Consider the following 21,118-nt stretch of genomic DNA (forward strand, 5'->3'; position numbering starts at 1 on the left):
ATGCGTTATGACAGACAACTTATTCTTCCGGAAATAGGTGAAGAAGGACAGCGTAAACTTGCCCAAAATAAAATCTTGATAGTCGGCGTCGGTGGATTAGGCTCTCCCATTTCCTTGTACTTGACAGGCGCAGGTGTGGGTACTATCGGACTGGTGGATGATGATGTGGTTAGTATTACCAATCTTCAGAGACAGGTACTTTATTCGGAATCGGAACTGGGTATGAAGAAAGCAGAATGTGCAGCAAAACGGTTGGCTGCACTAAACGGAGATGTTAAAGTAATCCCCTACTCAACCCGTTTGACAGAAGAAAATGCGAAAGAATTAATCGGTCAATATGATATTGTGATAGACGGATGCGATAATTTTGCCACCCGTTATTTGATAAATGACTGTTGCCTTGAACTGGGTAAAGTGTATGTTTACGGAGCAATAGGTGGTTTTGAAGGGCAAGTTTCCGTATTCAATTATCAAGGGAGTACGAATTACCGGACGCTTTATCCCGATGAAAAAGAAATGACGGAAATGCCAGTCCCGTCAAAAGGAGTATTAGGAGTAACTCCCGCCGTGGTAGGCAGTGTAGAAGCGAATGAAGCAATAAAGGTTATTTGCGGTTTTGGTGATGTCTTGGCTGGTAAATTGTGGACAATCGATTTACGTACAATGCAAACGAATATAATTTTGTTGTAAAACCTTTGTAGCATAGATGTTAATCATTAACTTTGCTCTGCAATCACATATTCAATAGATCATGAAACTAATCGTAATAACCAAACCAACGTTCTTCATTGAGGAAGATAAGATTATCACAGCCTTGTTTGAAGAAGGTCTGGATATTCTTCATTTAAGGAAACCAGAGACAGCCGCTATGTATTCAGAGCGTTTGTTAACGTTGATTCCGGAAAAATATCATCGATATATTGTTACGCATGAACATTTCTATTTGAAGGAAGAGTTTGGTTTGATGGGAATCCATCTCAATGCACGAAATTCGCAAGAGCCCAAAGGTTTTTCCGGTCATGTAAGTTGCTCTTGTCATTCCATAGAAGAAGTAAAAGCGAAAAAGCGTTATTATGATTACGTTTTTATGAGTCCGATATTCGATAGTATTTCTAAGAAAGATTATAACTCCGCATATACCCCCGAAGAACTTCGACAAGCTGCTAAGGAAGGAATAATAGATAAAAATGTAATGGCATTAGGAGGCATTAATCCCGATAATATACTACAGATAAAGGATTATGGTTTTGGTGGTGCTGTTATTTTAGGTGATTTATGGAATAAGTTTGATGATTGCAAAGATCAGGATTACCATCGCATTGTACAGCATTTTATTAAATTGAAAGAAATGGCGGATTAAAAAGATATTTTTAGTTCTATTAAAAGGATGTCCCTAATCGGTCATCCTTTTTTTGTATAAAAATGCAGATATGCAATTCTATAATTAAATAATATTAAAAATAAAATATAAAATATTTACAAATACTATTAATCCTATATATTTGAAATTATACATAAGTTATTATAAATCGTCACTCAAATTTATTAAATGTTTATTATTCAATATTGTACTAAGGAATTTATATTCTGATTTGATAATAAATAGGATTCTTGTTATCAAGTATAGAATTAAAATAATTATCAAAGAATCCTTAATAGCTCTTATTGATTTCTGAAGGGAAAGCAATAGACGTTTAAAACCTTATCACTATGCGGAGAACTACATTTTTTTTGTATTTGTTCTGCTTATGTGCACTATCATGGAATAGTAATGCACAGAACATTTCGCTTGAAAAGCTGGTGACGAATCCTAAATTGGCTTTAAAGCCTGGAGAGATGCAACAAGGCCAGCAGCCTTCACCTAACCTACCTCAACAACCAACAATTTCTTCGGATACGAAAGTCGAGTTCGTCAAGAAGAAAGAGTTGTCATTAAAGAAAGGGAATTGGATACTGAATACTGAACAATCTTTTGTGAAGCAGCAAAATAATAAAAAGAATGTGATTAAAAAAGCTGTTGCCGATATGAGTGGTGTATATATCCAAAAGGATTATAGTCATTATACTCCGGATGAAGTTAGTTACACTTGTATTGCTATTTCCAAAGTAGATGATACAACGCTGAAAATATTGAATTTCTGGGGAATGAACAGTGAAATAACAGCAACAATTGATGCTGGTGCAAATACAATCAGTATAGCTCCTCAGATGATAACCAATCATCAAACTTACGGTCCTGTTTTTATTTATCCAGTGGATCTGAATACAATGAAATATAGTACTACTGATCCGATAACAGGTATTATTGATGCAAATGGAGTTGTGACACTTGCTTCATGGGGAGTATTTGTTGCAGAAGGGAAGTATGCCGGAAGTTGTTTTGATGCAATGGATAAGACGGAATTGGTTCTTACGAATGCTGTTATATCTAATGTTTTGCCTAAAGAAACAGAAAAGTATGGTGCATTGATTGAGCAAAAATATGATAATGAATTGTCTATCATTAATTTTGCGAATAACGGAAGGGCGGTTAATGTGACATTGAATGCTGATAAATCACTTTCAATATCTCCGCAATACATATTTACTAATGGTACTTATGGTGATTTTTATTGCAGTGCGGCTGATTGGAGTACTTCCGGGTTAATTGAAGGTCCTATTCAGGGAACCGGTACAGCAAATTCCTTAACGCTAGGAAGTTGGGGCGTTTTTAACCGGATACAGAGTTCTCTTTGTGCAATGCAAGTATTATCCACTTCGATAACTACTTCTATTACTATTCGCTATCCTAAAGAATTGACTGTTGATTTTGAAGGAAGTGGAACTGCCAGTGCACCTTATCAGATTAAAACGGTGGAAAATCTGCAAATGTTATCTCAGCAAGTCAATAAAGGGACGAATTATAAAGGAAAGTATTTCAAATTAATGAATGATTTGGATATATCTACGATGACTTCCCGTTTCCGTACGATAGGTGATTCCGAATCGCATGCCTTTGCCGGAACTTTTGATGGAAACGGTAAGACCATCTCCAATTTGGAATTGGAGACAGGAGGTGATAATTTTGTTGGATTATTCGGTGTACTTGATGCTGCCGGAACAATTAAGAACCTAAATATGAAAGGTATAAACTACGTTGCCAGTGGTAGTTATATTGGTGGTATTGTAGGAAAGTGTATTGGAAATTTGGAAAATTGTACTGTAGAAGGTAAAATTGCTGTTAAAAATGTAATTGCCGGTGGTGTAGCCGGTTATGTTTATGGTATTCTGAAGAATTCTTCATTCAGCGGATCAATTTCCGGATTTGGTGATACCGGTGGCGTTGCGGGAGCAAATTACGGGCAGGTTCTAAAATGTTGGGCGAATGCAAGTGTTACGATGGACGGATATATCTCAAGTATGAATAGAGCTACGGGAGGTGTAGTTGGTTCTCAAGTGGCCGGTAATAGAACAGATTGCCAGACAGCAGATTGTTATTTTGTCGGGAGTGTCTCTGATACATACGGATATGGTTATATCGGTGGCGTTGTAGGAGAAGCATTGAAAGGAAAAGTAACCCGTTGTTTCAATGTTGGTTCGGTTAGTACCATGACATCTGAAGAGGTGCACGGTTCTGCCGGTGGTGTTATCGGTTTTACATTAGAGTTAACGGTTACGGATTGCTACAATGCAGGTACTGTAGTAAATAGCAATAATGGCCTATGGGTTGGTGGTGTTATCGGATATATAATGAAAGGTGTAGATATGGGTGGTGGAGAACCTGATCCGACTGTCATTAAGAATATCTATAATTCCGGTATGGTAAATTCTGCATCCATGAATGGACAGAAAGCTTTGTATGGAGAAATTTATTCGGAAGATATTCTTCAAAATGCTTATTTTGATAAACAGGTAACAGGACTTAGTGCTAAAATCGGAGAAATGTCTACGGTTGATATGACCGGTGAAAATGGTCTTTCCGGATTTGATTCAAGTATTTGGACCTTTACTAAAGGACTCTATCCACGCCTGAAAGGGATAGACAATGTGGATGCCGCTTATTTATCCGCTGCCGCTATGACGCTCAACGGAAATGAAACGATTAAGAAAGTGAAGAAAAACTTTAAAGTCAGCACTGCTAATAATATAATTTGGAAAGTATTCTTTAATAAGAATTTTGTGGATAGTGATGATGGCCTTTCTATTAGCGGAAGTGATGTTACTTTAAAGAATATATATTCCACAGAATTGCTTTGTGCTTTCACACCGGATCAAAAAAGTTTCAAGTTCTATTCTTTAGCTCTCGTAGCTAAGATGTTTGACGGTGAAGGAACGGAAGAATCGCCTTATCTGATAAAATCAAAAGAAGATTTTATAAATCTGAATAAAGCAACTACGGTACACGGTCAGCCTCATGAAGGAGATTATTTTAAGATGACGAATGACATTGATTTCGGATATGGTGAGGACTTTTCAGGAGTTGCAGCAAATGGAAACAGTTCGTATGCATTTGCAGGTATATTTGATGGAGACGGATATGCTATTCATAAATTGAAAATTGTTGCAACCGGATTTGATGATAAAGGCACGGCCATTACAACCGGTGCTTATTTGTATCCGGGATTATTCGGGCTGTGCACGCAAACTAGTGTTATCAAGAATATAGTTGTGGCAGATGATTGTGATTTCACTTTTTGGGCTTATGGAGGACCGATTGCAGGATATACTGAAGGACGTATTGAGAACTGTTTTAACTATTCTGATGTAAATGCGGTTAGTGGTTATATTGCCGGTATAGCCGGAATGACGGGTGAGACTGCTGTTATCAGTAATTGTTATAATGCAGGTAAGATTCTAGCGGGAGAAACCGGTGCCGGTGGTATTGTAGGATATAATATAGGTACCATTGAATTCTCACAAAATGACGGAGAAGTTCTTGCCGATTTCTTTAATGCATATAAAAAGAAAGGAACTCAAAGTACTGCCGGAGGTATTGTAGGGTTGAATTACGGGACAATCAATAGTTCTTCTAATAACGGATATGTTGCTTCCTATAAAAATGTAGGTGGTATTGTCGGAGGAAACTCGAATGCAAAAGAAGCAGGTAATGTGACATCGTGCGTGAATACGGCTTTAGTGGATTGTCTTAGTGATGAGATTACCAAAGGCGGTATCATTGGTAATTTAGCCGGTAAGAACGTTATTGCAGACAATTATTATGACGCACAGATCAACACATCCGGTGGCGCTAATAATGCTAAAGTAAGTGGTATTAACGGATTAACGACGAAAGAACTGACCAAAGGTACAGTATTAACCAATTTGTCTGATGATGTCTGGTCTTTTGTTGCTAACGGATATCCTGTCTTGAAATTATTTGCCAATGAAGAAGCTGCGATTGCTGCACGTAATATTTACGTTGCTTTTGCAGATGAAGAATCACGTTCCGCTGTCAAAACGGAAGCTACACTTTCCAATCGTTCTTCCTTGACATGGACATTGAAGCAGAATAAGAATTTCCAGATTTCCGGACGTAAGCTCATGGTGACTATTCCTACGGACGAAACAGTAGCTTATGATACTTTGGTCGCAGTATATGATAATTATCAAAAGGCATATCCTATTATGGCTATACCGGAAATATTGAAAGGTACGGGTACAGAGAAAAGTCCATTCCTCATTGAGACGACAGAGGATATGACCAAACTTGCTAACTTTATCGAAAAGTCTAAGATGGAATATAGCGGAAGTCATTTCTTGTTGGTCAATGATCTGGATTATACAGATAAGGAATATGTGCCGGTGTCAGCTACCGGTAGTATCAAATTCCAAGGATACTTTAATGGTAACGGAAAGAAGATTTCTAATGTAAATTATGAAAAGACCACCTCTTCCAGCAAATATATCGGTTTGTTTGGTACTGTGGGTGAGAGTGGAACAATCAGCAATCTTACTTTTGAAAGTGGCTTTATTAAAGTTTATAGCTATGCTGCCGGATTAGTGGGACGTTTATATGGTACGATTGATAATTGTATTAATAAAGCAGATATAGAAACTTCCAATTCTACTTATGCGGCAGGTATAGCTTCTATCGCTTATGAAGGAGCAACGATTAAGAACTCTTCAAACTACGGAAAGATTGTTACCAAGAGTGATTATGCGGCAGGTATCGTTGGTAGTCTTAGTGCTGGCGCTGTTGTAGACGGATGTTTCAATAGTGGAGAAATTGCTCCGACCAAGAATTATGGAGCCGGAATTGCTGCTCTTAGTAAAGGTACGGTGCAGAATAGTTATAATACCGGAAAAGTAAGCGGTGTTACTTATATGGCAGGTATTGTAGCCAGTCATGCCGATGGCTGTACGATTATGAATTGTTACAATACAGCAGAGATATCCGGAACATCAGGAACTGTAGGCGGTATTATTGCTACTACAGCAAGTAAAGTGAAAACTTTGATTGATAATTGTTATAATACGGGCGATATTTCCGGTGGAGGAACTATCGGTGGAATTGCCGGTAAGGTACAAGGTGGCAATGATATACAAAATTGTTATAATACAGGTAATATAACTTCTACTAAAGCTAATGCCGGTGGTATAGCGGCAAGTCTTGGAGGCGCAACGGATTATGAAACGAATCTGATTAATTGCTATAATAAAGGAAATGTGACGTGCAGTAATGGAACCTATGTAGCAGGTGTAGTAGGAACTATTACCTCTGGTGCTAAGGTGGAAAGCTGTTATAATTTAGGTACGGTTTCAGCTACAGGTAATTTCGTCGGTGGATTTAGTGGTGGATGTTCCAGTCCTGCAAATAATTGTTGGAATGCCGGTGATGTAACTTCCGATGGTTACGGTGTAGGAGGATTTAGCGGTATCGGTTCCGGTACGGTTACTAACAGTTTCAATGTAGGTAATGTTACTTCCAATGGAGGTAGTGATGGTAGCAGATTCCCGAATGTAGGAGGATTCTGGGGATATGGAAACCCGGAATTAACGAACTGTTATAATATGGGAACTTTGACTGCCCCTGATTTTGTCGGCGGATTTATTGGTGTCGCTTTATTGGATGGATTAAAGATGACAAACTGTTATAATGGCGGTAAGATAGTTACAACAGCTACTACTAAAATAGGTAATATCATTATGCCGTATAGTGAAGGCATTGTAATCGAGTCAAAGAATGTCTATTTTGACAAGTCGGTTAATCCTGTTTATCCGGTGGATTCTATTGGTACGGGATTGACAACTGCGGAAATGACAAAAGCCGGTATGGGAGATGATTATGTTTATGCAACGGCTACCTACCCTGTCCTGAAAAACTTTACGGATAATAAGATTGCCAATTTCTATGCAACTACGGTCGTTTTTGATGGACAAGATACATTCGATAATGTAACAGCTGATTTCCAGATTGGTACTCCTTCCGGTATTACTTGGACTGCTTCAGAACATTTTGTTATCGAGGGTAATGATGTAATACCGGTGAAAGTAGGTAAAGGTACTCTTACAGTTACAGCGGACGATTTGACAAAGACTTATTCCGTTAATGTCACTAAAGCAAATTCTATTGATGAAACGATGGGAATGAAGGAATGTATAAGTCGTACTTATTATACTGTAAGCGGTATGCTCATATCCAAACCGTCTAAAGGTATTTATATTGTAAAGAGCTTGTATGATGATGGAACGGAAGAAATCAGTAAAGTGATTATTGAATAGTTCTTATCCTTCTGATTAATAAAAAAGCCGTGGCTGATATATAGCCATGGCTTTTTACTTTACGAATAAACGAAAATAATCTTATTTTTCAAGAAGATCCTGTTTCATACGTGCAATGTCGTTTAGATAATCCTGCAAATCCTGTTCATGATCTTCTTCTTCTGCAAGGATATGTTTAGCCATATCACAAGTGGTAAAGTCGATACCGTTGGTATAGTTGGCGATTTCTTGGTAACGCATGATAGCGCAACGTTCGGAAGCAATATTCTGATGCAGAATATTTATCGTATCGAAGTCTGTCGGTGCAAGATATTTGCAACGGGCAAGTTCAAACCATTTCATTGGATCTAATACGGGAACACCTTCCAATTCAATAATACGCTTTGCGATTAAATCGGCATGGTGTTTTTCTTCTTCTGCATGTTCCTCAAGTTCGGACTGTACTCCCGGACGCAATATACCTTCCACTACCTGTGCTCCTACCCAATATTGATAATAAGCCAACCACTCTTCTGATAAAGCAGCATTAAGCTGTGATAATAGATTGTCTACGTCGATTTTACCTCTTAGAATTTTCACACTTTCTTTAGCCATAGTTGTAAAGTTTAGAATTAAACGTTCTGTTTATAATATGTACTTCAAACAAAGAGAAATGAGTTTTGTTCATAAGCATATCGTTTGGTGCTAATTACAACTGGCTAAAGAAATTTTTATGCTCTTATCTATAGATCAAACCATAGAACTTGGTAATTTTAATATGATATTTAAATGCCTGAAACAAGGATTTTCTCTATATATGTATTCTTATCATTATTAATTTTCACAATATATACGCCTTTACTCAATCCGTTTAAAGGTATTGGATTACCTTCCAAAGAAGTATTTAATACTAACTGACCGGATAAATTGTATAATGCTACTTGCCCTGTTTCGATTCCTCTGATATTCAAAGCACCATCAGATACTTGTAATTTAACTTGCTCTTCCGAATTTTCATTGATGGAAACGCTTGCATATAATGATAGATCCATGCACCAGTATAAATAACCTTTTATTTCGGTATTATAAGCGAACGAATAGAATTTTTCTCCTTTACCGTCGCATTGTACATAGCCCAAATCATACTTATCATTAATATTCATTGTACTAAGGTCTTCATAAGCCTCTTGGCACTTTTCCTGTATGTAATCTTCCAATGGAATATGTGATGTCGCTCCTTTAGGCAATATAAAGTCGATATATTTACCGTCAGGCTTATACAGTAAAGAACCGTCATTCAGAACTGAATTGATTCTATAATCTGCCTCCACATCTTCAATAACAGGAAAAGTGAATTCTCCGGTTTTTAGGTCAAATAATCCGGGTTGGGCATACATTTTTATATCAGCAAGTGATGTTCCGGATTTCAGCAAGCCGGCATTAACAGCTACATAACGTCCGTTGTCGCTCATTCGGATATAATTTACTGCGCCTATACTGAATTTGCGGTCTTGTTTGAAGTAAGCTTCTTCATCCTTATTATACGTTTTAAGCGAATCATTATATACTTTTGCTTTATCACCGTACTCTTGATAAGCTGCTGCATAGTTGTTCCATCGGGTAACACCTTCTTCCGTTTCCGTATCAAAATAATCCTGATAATGTTTTTTAGGGTCATATTTCGGGTAAGGTAAAGTTAAATCCTTTATATATGCACTGACCGAATCGTCAAATGCTTTCAGATCTTTTTGATAAGCCTCCAATTCTTTATCGTTCATGAAAGTCGTTACATCCGGTTCTGTTGGCATATTGCGTGGGTATACTGGCTTTTTTGCATCTTTATTTATCATCCACTCTTCTCCGCAAATTTTTAAATCGTATTCTCCCTTATCGTTGCGTGTATAAACGATGGGAAAAGAATAGTATCCTGAATTGTCGATATAACGACCGGAAAGAACGGAATTATCTTCGGAAATAAGTAATACATCAAAAGCTTGCGGAATACGTCCGCCCTGGTCTTCGTTATATGCAGGTAGCACATCATATTCGTCCCATGTTCCGTCGGATTTCTGTTTCCATACGATCGGAACACGTGCGGCTTCATCTGCAAAGGTTACTTTTCCCACTGCATGATTTTCTTGTCTTCCTACTATCATTTTCCCGTCACTAGATATGTTATAAACGCTGGCACCCTTATGAACCCCGTCTTTGCTGCCGGGAAGAAGATTCCAGCCTTTTTCAGGTGTCCAGTATGCAGCCTCCCCTTGATAGGAACCTCCTCCTAAACCATCGTTGTTAATTTTGGCGATTAAGTAAATTTCAGTTTCCCCATCTCCGTATTCCCAGGTTTGGTCTTTTATTCTGTCATAGATGGTTACTTTGCCCTGATCGGAAAACCATAGGAAACGTCCGTTTGGAGATGACCAATAAGGTATAGCACCTGTTTGCATCATAAAAAACTCCGGAGTATCTTTTAATATTCCGTCAGAACTCTGTGCTTGTATTGCCAATGAACATAGACTAAAGGCTAATACTGCGAAAATTGTTGCATAGTTTTTTTTCATAAATACATTTTTTTAGTGGGTTATTACATTGGCAAATGTATGTTTCTTGTTATAAGAAAACAAATGAAGATTCCCCAGATTGATAAAATTGGGGAGATTGCACCCTCTTTTGTGGTTTTATTGGCTATTTCAAAACAATGTTTTAAGTTTTTTACTATTTTTGCTTCAAACTGAATACAATGAAAGCATTAAAAGAAAAAAGATTTTCATGTTATTTATTCTTGATTTCTATTATTTTCTGTTTGGAAGTAAATGCTGAAATATCATATCCGGATTTGATGAAGCTATCTCCGCAAGAGTTGTCCGAACGTGGAGAACTCTTTTTACAGATAGCTATGCCGGACAGTGCGATGAAATATTTTACGGTTTTAGCCGGTTCTTATTCTGAAAAAATGAGCAAACAAGATAAAACATACTGTGCATTGGCTTATAAGGAACTGGGAAACAGTTATAACAATCAAGAAGATTATGCAACTGCTTATAATTTTTGGATGGAAGGGTTGCAAATAGCCGAAAAAGAAAATCTCCAAGATCTCATCCCTGTATTTTATAATAATATAGGTAATATCTTATACATTTTCAATGAGCCTGAATTGGGAGTTCAATGTTATAAGAAAGGTATAGAAAAAGCAAAGGATATCGGTAATTGGGAGGATTATAGGAAGATTCTTATAAATATTACCATGCAACTGGTCAATAATGATCAACTGGATAAAGCTCAAAAATATTATATGCTTTTAAGAAAAGAAGCGGAAGTGGATACTACAGCATCTTTTCGTCATTATATAGCATTTATATCTGCCCAAGTTCATGAAAAAGAAGGAAAATACGATCAGGCTATTGCTGATTGCCAAACTGCTTTAGACATTGCAATAAAAAGAAATCTCATTGGAAATATCAGTTCTGCATATAGTTATATTGCAAATCTATATATTAAGAAAAACAATGTTGATTCTGTACTCAACTATTTGACACGGAATGAAGAGTTTACCCGTAAAAATCATTTGTCTTACCATCAGAAAAACAATTTGCTGAATCTTTCCGAATTCTACAAACAACGCGGAAATTTGAAAAGGTCCATGGAGTATAAACAGGCGTATTGGGAATTGTCGGATTCTCTTTTTAATCAAAAAAAGGCTACTCAAGTAAAAAATTCTCTTTTCTCCTATGAGATTAAAAAGAATTATCAGGAAATAGCTCAGCTTACTCATAAAAATGAATTGGCAGATAAGGAAATACGCTATCAGCGTAGTCGTGGATGGCTGTATTTCTCAGGTATGCTGATAGCTATTTCTTTTTTGCTTTATGTGTATCACCAGAAAAAAAAGCTGATGCAAACTTATCGCAAGCTTTTTGAACAAAATAAAGAACTTTCCTTGTATAAAGAAAACTTTTTGTCGCAGGAGGAAAAAGGGAAAGGTCAAAGTCTGCCGGCAAAAGAATCTGTATCGGTCGGAGAAGACTGCCCGTTTCCTTCACGGAATGTTATTCCGGAACAGGTTAAAGATGAATTAAGTAAAAAGATCTCCAGCATATTGCACGAAACAAAGGCTTTCTGCCAAACCGATTTTAATTTAGATAAGTTGGCTAACCTGACTAATTCCAATACATCTTATATATCACAAGTCATCAACGAGGTTTATGACTGTAACTTCCGTACCTTACTCAGTAAATATCGTATTCAAGAAGCTGAACACTTGTTGAGGAATGCGGAGATTTACACGAATCAGACTATCCAAAGCATTGCGGAAAGTGTCGGGTATAAGTCCTCATGGAGTTTCACACAGCATTTTAAGGAAATCACAGGAATGACTCCGTCTATTTATATACGTTTGCTGAAAGAAGAAAGAAATAACCGCCAAAAACATTAGATATGAATAAAATGTTTATATTTACGGGCTGGATGCGGGGTAATTCTCTCATCATGACCTTTTTATTAATCTAAAAGAAAATGTTATGAAATTCTTTATCGACACAGCCAATTTGGCTCAAATCCAAGAAGCGAATAGTCTTGGTGTTCTTGACGGTGTAACGACAAATCCTTCCCTGATGGCTAAAGAAGGGATTAAGGGAGTTGAAAACCAACGGAAACATTATATTGATATTTGTAATATTGTGCATGGTGATGTCAGCGCCGAAGTAATTTCCACGGATTATGAAGGCATGATTCGTGAGGGCGAAGAACTTGCTGCACTGAATGATCATATTGTGGTAAAAGTACCTTGTATTGCGGATGGGATAAAAGCTATTAAATATTTCACAAAGAAAGGTATCCGTACGAATTGTACGCTTGTTTTTTCTGCAGGACAGGCATTGCTGGCAGCTAAGGTAGGTGCTACTTATGTATCTCCTTTTGTCGGTCGTCTGGATGATATTTGCAGTGATGGCGTCGGACTTGTTGCTCAAATCGTAGATATGTATCGTTTGTATGGCTATAAAACGAAGGTGTTGGCAGCATCGATTCGCAATACCCAACATATTATGCAATGTGCGGAAGTGGGCGCAGATGTGGTAACCTGTCCGCTGGCGGCTATAAAAGGTTTGTTGAACCATCCTCTGACGGATAGTGGATTAGAGAAATTCTTGGCCGACTATAAGAAAGTAAACGAATAGGCACTTTATTTAAATCAAATAAAATGAGATTAAAGCCTTTAAAAGTCGGTTTGTTTGTATCATTGTTCTTATTCGGTATCGTTGCTTGCAAGCAGGCTCCCGTATCAAAAACGGTGAATGGGGTTGTTATGGATGCTTCGATGAACAATGTAACTATAATTACCGATAGTGGTGATACTCTTAATATCAGTACGATGGATGCAGATCCGGCGAAGGTGCACGGAGTACTTATCGACGATTCTGTGAAGGTGACTTATCAAGTGGAGAAGCTCGATGGTATGAAAATCCTTCAGGCAGCCGAATTGGTTGTTACTGTTCACTCTCCTTATTATTATATACAAGGTACTTGGACAGAGCCGAATCCTATAAAACCGGATGAAGCCCAAGGATTTATTTTAAATCAAGATGGTACGGCACGCTCTGTGGGCATGGCAACCCTCCTCTATGAGAGCTGGAATTTGGATGATAATGAGCTGACAATGAACTATAAAAGTATTGGAAACGGACAAACGCTGGAAGGTACGGACACATTGACGATTGTTAAAATCAATGCGGATTCATTAGTCTTGGCAGATAAAGCCGGAAAGGTGATTTGGCGTTTGGCAAGACAAGAGTAGTAGTAACAGGAATATCTCAAAAATAGCTTTGTCATCATAAAAATATTCAGGCACGAATTATTTGCGTAATTCGTGCCTGAAATATATTGTAACGGTGTCTATAAAAGACTTATGATTTGGTGTGCTTAATGTCTTCTTTGACAATTTTGTCCATTTCTTTTAGTCTTTTCTCTCTTTCTGCTTCGCTCATGGGAGCATTATCGTCGTGAAAAACATTATCAGCTCTATCTGTCATGTCTTCACTCCAATCCTCGAACATGTTCTTTGCCGGTTGTCCCGAAAGAGTTTCATTCTCTTCAGCAATGGGGACATTTCTTTCTATTATTTTAGCCATAATATAATGAATTTATAAATCGTTATTATCTTCCTCGTCGTCCACCAGATTATTCAATTCTATTTCCAGATCGACCAATTCCTGTTCCCAAAGTTTTTTTATATTTAGTGGAGTGCTTTCCGGTGCTTCTTCGAGTCTCTTTTGAGCAAGGTTTATTTCATGCTCCATTCTTTTGCGCAGATTCATAATCTTTTGTGTTATTGGGTTTATATTAATTGTTATAAGTTATATAGATAACAAATATAACCCTATAATGTTTCCATAAAATAAAAAAAGGCTACCTGTCGCAGGCAGCCAATCTCTGTTAACCTTAATCTAATACTATGAAAAACATATAACAAAGGTACTGATTTCTAGTAAATAAGCAAATTATCGGGATGAAAAGCGCTGTATTATAACATGGTTTAATATGACGATTAATATGTTAACATATTAACGTAAAATTAATAAATTGTACATTCGTCTTTAACGGACAGGTCGTTTGAATCGTTTTGCCTTGGTCGGTCATTCGTTTGACCATGGTGAAACGACAGGCTTCCCATGCTTAAACGACAGGTTGAGCCGGGTGAAACGATTCGACAGACAGGACGTTGGTCAATCAACTAAAACCGACAGCGCAATCCTGTCTGTAAAAAGCCATTCTCACCCCATCCCAATTCCAGAAAAAAGCCCCATGTTCTGCCTATCTCCATACCGATAGGAGATAATTGGTATGCCGTGAAGCACTGAGATCTTTTTATGGTTGAGTTGGTTTTAGCTGTTGCCAATATCACTCCTATCCCTAATTTTGAATAAAACTTCAAGATGTTTCCATGACCACGAAACCATAGAAATTTTACGGTAGGCATAAGTGTATAATAATTATATCGCTCCTTCTGCAACATATTATCGTATTTATCGTAGGTTTTCTGTTGGAATCCCGAGTAAGTAAAAGTACCTCCTACTCCCAACCATGGTTTTGCATAATAGTTATATCCGAAATTGAATGCTCCCAGTATATTACCACTCTCCGTACGTTCTTTTGAGAAGATATTAATCAAGTCATTTCCCACAAATATGTAAGCATTGAATATGTCTGTAACCGGTAATGTGCCCCAACTAAAGGTCACTTCATGCCGTTTGTTCTCAGGTATTTGTGCCGAACTCGGTTCGGGTATAAGCAATATCAGTAGTATTGCGAGGATAAGCTTTTTCATAAAGAGTATTTGGGTTGTTAATATAAAAATAGGCTGCAACCACCTATCAATGAAGGGTTGCAGCCTAAAAAATATAATGATACAAATTATTCTTCAATAGCTGCCTGAGCCGCTGCAAGTCTTGCGATTGGCACACGGAATGGAGAACAACTTACATAGTTCAGTCCTACACGATGACAGAACTTCACGGATGAAGGTTCACCACCATGCTCGCCACAAATACCGCATTTCAAATCCGGACGAACTTGGCGACCTTTCTCTGTTGCCATTTGGATTAATTGTCCTACACCGTTTTGGTCAAGTACCTGGAATGGGTCTACTTTCAAAATCTTCTTTTCCAAATAAATCGGTAAGAAAGAAGCGATGTCATCACGAGAATAACCGAAGGTCATCTGAGTCAAGTCGTTTGTTCCGAATGAGAAGAATTCGGCAGAAGAAGCGATACGGTCGGCTGTCAGTGCTGCACGAGGAATCTCAATCATCGTACCTACCTTATAATCGATTCTATCACCTAATTCTGCAAACAGTTTCTCTGCTTCTTCACGGATTACTTTCTCCTGTTCCTTGAACTCATATAGGATACCGGTCAGAGGTACCATGATTTCAGGATGTGTCTCCACTCCTTCTTTCTTCAGTTCAAGAGCAGCGCCCAAGATAGCACGTGTCTGCATCTGTGTGATTTCCGGGTAAGTATTTCCCAAGCGGCAACCACGGTGACCTAACATCGGGTTGTGCTCGCACAATGATTCTACACGTTGCTGGATATAATGCAGGCTCACACCCATTGCTTCTGCCATTTCCTGTTGTCCTTTCAAATCGTGAGGAACGAATTCATGCAAAGGTGGGTCAAGCAAACGAACTGTTACCGGACAACCGGCCATTGCCTTAAAGATACCTTTGAAGTCGGCTTGCTGATAAGGAAGAATTTTTGCCAATGCTTTGCTGCGGCCTTCTGCATCTTCTGCCAGAATCATTTCACGCATAGCTTTAATCTTCTCTCCTTCAAAGAACATATGTTCCGTACGGCAAAGACCGATACCTACGGCACCGAAGTCACGTGCAACTTGTGCATCATGCGGAGTGTCGGCATTCGTTCTTACTTGCAATCTTGTATATTTGTCTGCCAGCTTCATCAGTTCGGCAAAATCACCGGACAATTCGGCAGCTTTTGTTTCTACCTTATCTAAGTAAACTTCTCCCGTACTTCCGTTCAAAGAAATGAAATCGCCTTCTTTAAGCACAATACCTTCTATTTCTACGGTACGGTTCTTATAGTCTATATTCAAAGCTCCGGCACCGGAAACACAGCATTTACCCATACCGCGGGCAACAACGGCTGCGTGAGAAGTCATACCTCCACGAGCTGTCAGGATACCTTCGGCGGCAGCCATACCTGCCAAGTCTTCCGGAGAAGTCTCGATACGAACCATTATCACTCTCTTGCCGGCAGCACGCCACTCGGCAGCGTCTTCTGCGAAGAATACGATTTGTCCGGCAGCAGCACCCGGAGAAGCCGGAAGACCACGTGTTAAGACTTTCGCTTTCTTCAAAGCCTCTTTATTGAAGATAGGGTGAAGAAGTTCATCCAGCTTATTTGGTTCTACACGAAGAATTGCAGTCTTTTCATCCACCATTCCCTGACGTAGCAAGTCCATTGCAATCTTAACCATAGCACCACCGGTACGTTTACCGTTACGGGTCTGCAAGAACCAAAGCTTGCCTTCCTGTACGGTGAACTCCATATCCTGCATATCTTTGTAATGGTTTTCCAGTTTTGTCTGAAGCATATCCAGTTCCTTGTAGATTTCGGGCATTGCTTCTTCCATAGAAGGATATTTGGCTGCTCGTTCTATTTCAGATACTCCTGCCAGAATAGCCCAACGCTGAGAACCGATCTTCGTGATTTGTTGCGGTGTACGGATACCGGCTACAACATCTTCTCCTTGTGCATTGATAAGATATTCGCCGTTAAACAAATCTTCACCTGTTGCAGCGTCACGAGAGAAACATACTCCGGTAGCGGAAGTCTCGCCCATATTACCAAATACCATTGCCTGAACGTTAACAGCTGTTCCCCACTCTGCCGGGATACCTTCCATCTTTCTGTAGATGATGGCACGTTCGTTCATCCATGAATCGAATACGGAGCAGATAGCTCCCCAAAGTTGTTCGTAAGCACAAGTCGGGAAATCTTGACCGGTTTGTTCCTTGACAGCAGCTTTGAAGCGTTTAACCAACTCTTTCAGGTCTTCTACGTCCAATTCGTTGTCCAGTTTTACGCCTTTTTCTTTCTTGACTTTCTCGATGATAGCCTCGAACGGGTCGATATCGTCTTTGTTTGTAGGCTTCATACCCAATACGACGTCACCATACATCTGTACGAAACGACGGTAAGAATCCCATGCAAAACGTGCATTGCCTGTCTTGCGAATCATTCCTTCCACTACTTCGTCATTCAAACCTAGATTAAGAATCGTATCCATCATACCGGGCATAGATGCACGCGCACCGGAACGAACAGAAACCAATAACGGATTTTCTACATCACCGAACTTAGAGTTCATCAATGCTTCAATATGTTTGATGGCTTTTTCAACGTCAGCTTTCAGTAATTCGACAACTTTATCTTTTCCAATTTCAAAGTATTCGTTACAAACGTCTGTCGTGATGGTAAATCCGGGAGGTACGGGTACACCGATTAAATTCATTTCCGCCAGATTGGCGCCTTTACCGCCCAATAGGTTTTTCATGTCGGCCTTGCCTTCCGCATGCCCGTTACCAAAGGTATAAACTCTCTTTTTGTCCATTGTATATGTTTTAAAGTTAAAATGTGATTTTATTATTCGCAAATCTAGGCATATTTTATAAAACATGAAACATTTTAGAGGAAATATATAGTAAAAAATGCAATTTCGACATTACAAAATATTTAATTTAGGATATTGTTAAGAATTCCGGCTAAATTGATTAATTTTGCACCGAAATAAACTATATTAAGTAAAGTGGCGCGTAAAAGAAAAGAACTTCCTGTACTGGAAGAAATAACGATAACAGATGTAGCGGCTGAAGGCAAAGCTCTGGCTAAAGTGAATGATTTGGTAATATTTGTTCCCTATGTGGTGCCGGGTGACGTGGTTGATTTGAAACTTACGAGAAAGAAAAACCATTATGCGGAAGCCGTTGCGGTAAAATTCCACGAATATTCTCCTGTCAGGGCCGTCCCGTTTTGCCAACATTATGGCGTATGTGGTGGTTGCAAATGGCAATGCCTGCCTTATGAGGAGCAAATAAGATACAAGCAAAAACAGGTAGTAGATAATCTTACCCGCATCGGAAAGATAGAGATGCCGGACGTTTCTCCTATCCTCGGTTCTAAGAAAACGCAGTTTTACCGGAATAAACTGGAATTTACTTTCTCCAACAAGCGTTGGCTGACTGAACAGGAAGTGAAAGAGGATGTGGTATATGAGCAGATGAATGCGGTAGGATTCCATATCCCGGGAGCATTCGATAAAGTGCTTGCCATTGAGAAATGCTGGTTACAGGATGATATTTCCAACCAAATTCGTAATGCGGTTCGTGACTATGCTTATGCACACAATTACTCTTTCTTCAATCTTCGTTCTCAGGAAGGTATGCTCCGCAATATCATCATTCGTACCTCTTCTACCGGGGAATTGATGGTTATTCTTATCTGTAAGATAGTAGAAGAAAACGAAATGGAATTATTCAAGCAAATGCTGGCTTTCATTGCCGATGAGTTTCCACAGATAACTTCTTTATTATATGTTGTCAATAACAAATGCAATGATACATTCAATGATTTGGAAGTGAACGTATTTAAAGGTCAAGACCATATCTTTGAAGAGATGGAGGGATTGAAATTCAAAATCGGTCCGAAGTCTTTTTATCAAACGAATTCTGAACAAGCCTATATATTATATAAGGTGGCAAGGGATTTTGCCGGACTTACCGGGGATGAACTGGTTTACGACCTTTATACCGGAACGGGTACGATTGCGAACTTTGTCTCCAAACAAGCTCGTCAGGTTATCGGTATCGAGTATGTACCGGAAGCCATTGAAGATGCTAAGGTCAATGCAGAGATTAACGGGATTAAGAATACCATGTTCTTTGCCGGAGATATGAAAGATATATTAACGCAGGACTTTATCAACCAATACGGTCGTCCGGATGTTATAATCACCGATCCTCCGCGTGCAGGTATGCATCAGGATGTGATAGATGTCATTCTCTTTGCCGAGCCTAAACGTATTGTTTACGTTAGTTGCAACCCTGCCACACAGGCAAGGGATTTGGCCTTGTTGGATGCAAAATACAGACTGACGGCAGTGCAGCCGGTGGATATGTTTCCACACACTCAGCATGTTGAGAATGTGGTTTTATTGGAAAAAAGATAATTAAAAGTTATGCCAGAAAAGAAAAAGAAGAGTTCCGGTCGTCCTTCGGCGAGAGCTGTAGCAAAATATACTTCATATAATGTATATGAACCTGCTGAGTTAATGGATTTTTTAATACAGAAGATTGCAGGTATCAGTCGCAATAAAGTAAAGACATTGCTTACAAACCGTTTAATCTTAGTAGACAATAAGATTACGACTCAATACAATTTTGAGTTGAAGCCGGGTATGAAAGTGCAGATAAGCAAAGAAAAGAACAAGAAAGAGTTTCGTCATCAGATGTTGAAAATTATATATGAAGATGCCTATCTGATTGTTGTCGAGAAGAAAGAAGGATTACTTTCCGTCAGTACAGAAAATCAAAAAGAACGTACCGCACAGCACATTTTGAATGAGTACGTAAAACGTTCGCATCGGAATAATCGGGTATTTGTCGTTCATCGTCTGGACAGGGAGACATCGGGAATAATGATGTATGCCAAAGATGAGAAGACGCAGAATACATTGAGGGATAACTGGCATGATATTGTGACCGACAGGCGTTATGTGGCAGTTGTTGCAGGGGAAGTGGAAAGAGATGCGGGAAAGATTGAATCCTGGCTTACTGACCGTAAACTCTATGTAAGTTCGAGTCCGTATGATGATGGTACGGGCAGACTGGCGATTACTCATTATAAAACAATAAAGCGTGCCAACGGATATTCATTGGTGGAACTGAAACTGGAAACAGGTAGAAAAAATCAAATACGCGTACATATGCAGGACTTAGGACATCCGGTGGTAGGCGATGAAAAATATGGTGACGAAAAGGTTGACCCCATTGGACGTTTGGCTCTTCATGCTTTCAAACTCTGCTTTTATCATCCGGTGACGGGGGAAGTCATGCAGTTTGAAACGCCCTACCCTACGCCTTTTAAGAACTTGGTGGTTCGTAAACAGAACGGATAATTTTTGTTTTTTTTGTATAACAAATAAAACTTTTCTATATTTGCGGAGTTTTTTCAGTGATTGTAGTATTAATTAAATTTGAAGAAAATGAAAAAGATTATTCTATCACTTATGATTCTATTCGCAGCAATTTCTGCAAGTGCACAAGTTTATGTTGGCGGTTCATTGGCATGGACACATGATGATAACGCTAATGTTGGTGCTGATATTAATCAATTCAAACTCGCTCCTGAAGTCGGCTATAATTTGAACGATGATTGGGCTGTGGCAGTAGAATTAGCTTATACACACGGTAAGACTAGCAGTGCAAAATCAAATGCTTTCTCTATCGCTCCGTATGCCCGTTACACTTTCTTTGAAAAGAATATCGTTCGCTTATTCCTTGACGGTGGCGTAGGTTTTTCTACTTATAAAGTGAAAGGTACAGATAGTGACAATGGCTTTGAAATAGGTATCAAACCGGGTATTGCTGTTAGTTTAACTCCGAAATTGAGTTTGCAAGCCAGATACGGTTTCTTAGGTTATCGTGATAAATATGCAGGTGCGGGTGCCGGAAGAGGCAGTATTTCCGGACTGGACTTTAATCCGAACAGTTTGAGCCTCGGTATCAAATATGAGTTTTAAACAGTCAAACTTTTTATATAAATACAAAAGCCGATTCTTAAACAAAAGGATCGGCTTTTTTGTTGTAATATTATCAACATAATAATAATTTTAATATTAACTAATACATTGAATACCATGA

General features: G+C 38.7%; 15 protein-coding genes. 9 read left to right on the forward strand and 6 right to left on the reverse strand.

Going from position 1 to position 21,118, the window contains the following annotated elements:
* The 3 genes from DXB63_RS07305 to DXB63_RS07315 all read left to right on the forward strand — a co-directional run bounded on the left by DXB63_RS07305 (position 1) and on the right by DXB63_RS07315 (position 7,701).
* Positions 1 to 690 (forward strand): HesA/MoeB/ThiF family protein, encoded by a 690-nt coding sequence (locus tag DXB63_RS07305; RefSeq protein WP_122125756.1) that lies wholly within the window; start codon positions 1 to 3, stop codon positions 688 to 690.
* A gap of 61 nt (positions 691 to 751) precedes the next feature.
* Entirely contained in the window at positions 752 to 1,360 is a 609-nt protein-coding gene (locus DXB63_RS07310; protein ID WP_122125757.1) for a thiamine phosphate synthase, read from the forward strand.
* Between the two features lie 350 nt (positions 1,361 to 1,710).
* The gene (locus DXB63_RS07315; protein WP_147332269.1) at positions 1,711 to 7,701 is read left to right on the forward strand and encodes a hypothetical protein; all 5,991 of its coding nucleotides are present in this window, start codon (positions 1,711 to 1,713) and stop codon (positions 7,699 to 7,701) included.
* 81 nt (positions 7,702 to 7,782) lie between these two features.
* Here DXB63_RS07315 and DXB63_RS07320 read toward each other — a convergent pair whose 3' ends face one another.
* Both DXB63_RS07320 and DXB63_RS07325 read right to left on the reverse strand, forming a co-directional pair.
* Entirely contained in the window at positions 7,783 to 8,295 is a 513-nt protein-coding gene (locus tag DXB63_RS07320; RefSeq protein ID WP_122125759.1) for a ferritin-like domain-containing protein, read from the reverse strand.
* Positions 8,296 to 8,465: 170 nt separating this feature from the next.
* Positions 8,466 to 10,244: a T9SS type A sorting domain-containing protein gene (locus DXB63_RS07325; RefSeq protein WP_122125760.1), complete on the reverse strand. Its 1,779-nt coding sequence runs from the start codon at positions 10,242 to 10,244 to the stop codon at positions 8,466 to 8,468.
* Positions 10,245 to 10,423: 179 nt separating this feature from the next.
* Here DXB63_RS07325 and DXB63_RS07330 point away from each other — a divergent pair, with 179 nt between their 5' ends.
* The 3 genes from DXB63_RS07330 to DXB63_RS07340 all read left to right on the forward strand — a co-directional run bounded on the left by DXB63_RS07330 (position 10,424) and on the right by DXB63_RS07340 (position 13,474).
* On the forward strand, positions 10,424 to 12,115 hold the full coding sequence (locus DXB63_RS07330; RefSeq protein WP_122125761.1) for a response regulator transcription factor: 1,692 nt from the start codon (positions 10,424 to 10,426) through the stop codon (positions 12,113 to 12,115).
* Between the two features lie 85 nt (positions 12,116 to 12,200).
* Positions 12,201 to 12,857, forward strand: a complete 657-nt coding sequence (fsa, locus tag DXB63_RS07335) for a fructose-6-phosphate aldolase (protein WP_122125762.1) — start codon at positions 12,201 to 12,203, stop codon at positions 12,855 to 12,857.
* A gap of 23 nt (positions 12,858 to 12,880) precedes the next feature.
* Positions 12,881 to 13,474, forward strand: coding sequence for a lipocalin family protein (locus DXB63_RS07340; RefSeq protein WP_122125763.1), 594 nt, complete (start codon positions 12,881 to 12,883; stop codon positions 13,472 to 13,474).
* 109 nt (positions 13,475 to 13,583) lie between these two features.
* On the opposite strand, the gene DXB63_RS07345 is transcribed toward DXB63_RS07340, so the two are convergent.
* The 4 genes from DXB63_RS07345 to ppdK all read right to left on the reverse strand — a co-directional run bounded on the left by DXB63_RS07345 (position 13,584) and on the right by ppdK (position 17,811).
* Positions 13,584 to 13,808: a hypothetical protein gene (locus DXB63_RS07345; RefSeq protein ID WP_122125764.1), complete on the reverse strand. Its 225-nt coding sequence runs from the start codon at positions 13,806 to 13,808 to the stop codon at positions 13,584 to 13,586.
* Positions 13,809 to 13,820: 12 nt separating this feature from the next.
* Entirely contained in the window at positions 13,821 to 13,994 is a 174-nt protein-coding gene (locus DXB63_RS18105) for a hypothetical protein (protein WP_178300583.1), read from the reverse strand.
* A gap of 416 nt (positions 13,995 to 14,410) precedes the next feature.
* Positions 14,411 to 15,004 (reverse strand): hypothetical protein, encoded by a 594-nt coding sequence (locus DXB63_RS07350; RefSeq protein WP_122125765.1) that lies wholly within the window; start codon positions 15,002 to 15,004, stop codon positions 14,411 to 14,413.
* 86 nt (positions 15,005 to 15,090) lie between these two features.
* Positions 15,091 to 17,811 (reverse strand): pyruvate, phosphate dikinase, encoded by a 2,721-nt coding sequence (gene ppdK, locus DXB63_RS07355; protein ID WP_122125766.1) that lies wholly within the window; start codon positions 17,809 to 17,811, stop codon positions 15,091 to 15,093.
* 195 nt (positions 17,812 to 18,006) lie between these two features.
* On the opposite strand from ppdK, the gene rlmD reads away from it, so the two are divergent.
* The 3 genes from rlmD to DXB63_RS07370 all read left to right on the forward strand — a co-directional run bounded on the left by rlmD (position 18,007) and on the right by DXB63_RS07370 (position 20,997).
* A complete protein-coding gene (gene rlmD, locus DXB63_RS07360) occupies positions 18,007 to 19,425 on the forward strand; it encodes a 23S rRNA (uracil(1939)-C(5))-methyltransferase RlmD (RefSeq protein ID WP_122125767.1) in 1,419 nt (472 codons plus the stop codon).
* A 9-nt stretch (positions 19,426 to 19,434) separates the two neighbouring features.
* Entirely contained in the window at positions 19,435 to 20,373 is a 939-nt protein-coding gene (locus tag DXB63_RS07365; RefSeq protein ID WP_122125768.1) for an RluA family pseudouridine synthase, read from the forward strand.
* An 87-nt stretch (positions 20,374 to 20,460) separates the two neighbouring features.
* Complete coding sequence (locus DXB63_RS07370) at positions 20,461 to 20,997, forward strand: porin family protein (protein WP_122125874.1); 537 nt, start codon at positions 20,461 to 20,463, stop codon at positions 20,995 to 20,997.
* Positions 20,998 to 21,118 lie beyond the last annotated feature (121 nt).

Origin of the sequence: Bacteroides sp. OM05-12, from assembly GCF_003438995.1 — a bacterium.
In the GTDB taxonomy this organism is placed as follows: Bacteria; Bacteroidota; Bacteroidia; order Bacteroidales; family Bacteroidaceae; genus Bacteroides.

Excerpts from the sequence above, each read along its gene's own strand:
- DXB63_RS07370 (WP_122125874.1), top strand. The coding sequence starts at position 20,461 with ATGAAAAAGATTATTCTATCACTTATGATTCTATTCGCAGCAATTTCT.
- DXB63_RS07330 (WP_122125761.1), top strand. The coding sequence starts at position 10,424 with ATGAAAGCATTAAAAGAAAAAAGATTTTCATGTTATTTATTCTTGATT.
- DXB63_RS07325 (WP_122125760.1), bottom strand. The coding sequence starts at position 10,244 with ATGAAAAAAAACTATGCAACAATTTTCGCAGTATTAGCCTTTAGTCTA.
- DXB63_RS07340 (WP_122125763.1), top strand. The coding sequence starts at position 12,881 with ATGAGATTAAAGCCTTTAAAAGTCGGTTTGTTTGTATCATTGTTCTTA.
- fsa (WP_122125762.1), top strand. The coding sequence starts at position 12,201 with ATGAAATTCTTTATCGACACAGCCAATTTGGCTCAAATCCAAGAAGCG.
- DXB63_RS18105 (WP_178300583.1), bottom strand. The coding sequence starts at position 13,994 with ATGAATCTGCGCAAAAGAATGGAGCATGAAATAAACCTTGCTCAAAAG.
- DXB63_RS07365 (WP_122125768.1), top strand. The coding sequence starts at position 19,435 with ATGCCAGAAAAGAAAAAGAAGAGTTCCGGTCGTCCTTCGGCGAGAGCT.
- DXB63_RS07320 (WP_122125759.1), bottom strand. The coding sequence starts at position 8,295 with ATGGCTAAAGAAAGTGTGAAAATTCTAAGAGGTAAAATCGACGTAGAC.
- DXB63_RS07345 (WP_122125764.1), bottom strand. The coding sequence starts at position 13,808 with ATGGCTAAAATAATAGAAAGAAATGTCCCCATTGCTGAAGAGAATGAA.
- DXB63_RS07305 (WP_122125756.1), top strand. The coding sequence starts at position 1 with ATGCGTTATGACAGACAACTTATTCTTCCGGAAATAGGTGAAGAAGGA.
- DXB63_RS07315 (WP_147332269.1), top strand. The coding sequence starts at position 1,711 with ATGCGGAGAACTACATTTTTTTTGTATTTGTTCTGCTTATGTGCACTA.
- DXB63_RS07310 (WP_122125757.1), top strand. The coding sequence starts at position 752 with ATGAAACTAATCGTAATAACCAAACCAACGTTCTTCATTGAGGAAGAT.
- DXB63_RS07350 (WP_122125765.1), bottom strand. The coding sequence starts at position 15,004 with ATGAAAAAGCTTATCCTCGCAATACTACTGATATTGCTTATACCCGAA.
- ppdK (WP_122125766.1), bottom strand. The coding sequence starts at position 17,811 with ATGGACAAAAAGAGAGTTTATACCTTTGGTAACGGGCATGCGGAAGGC.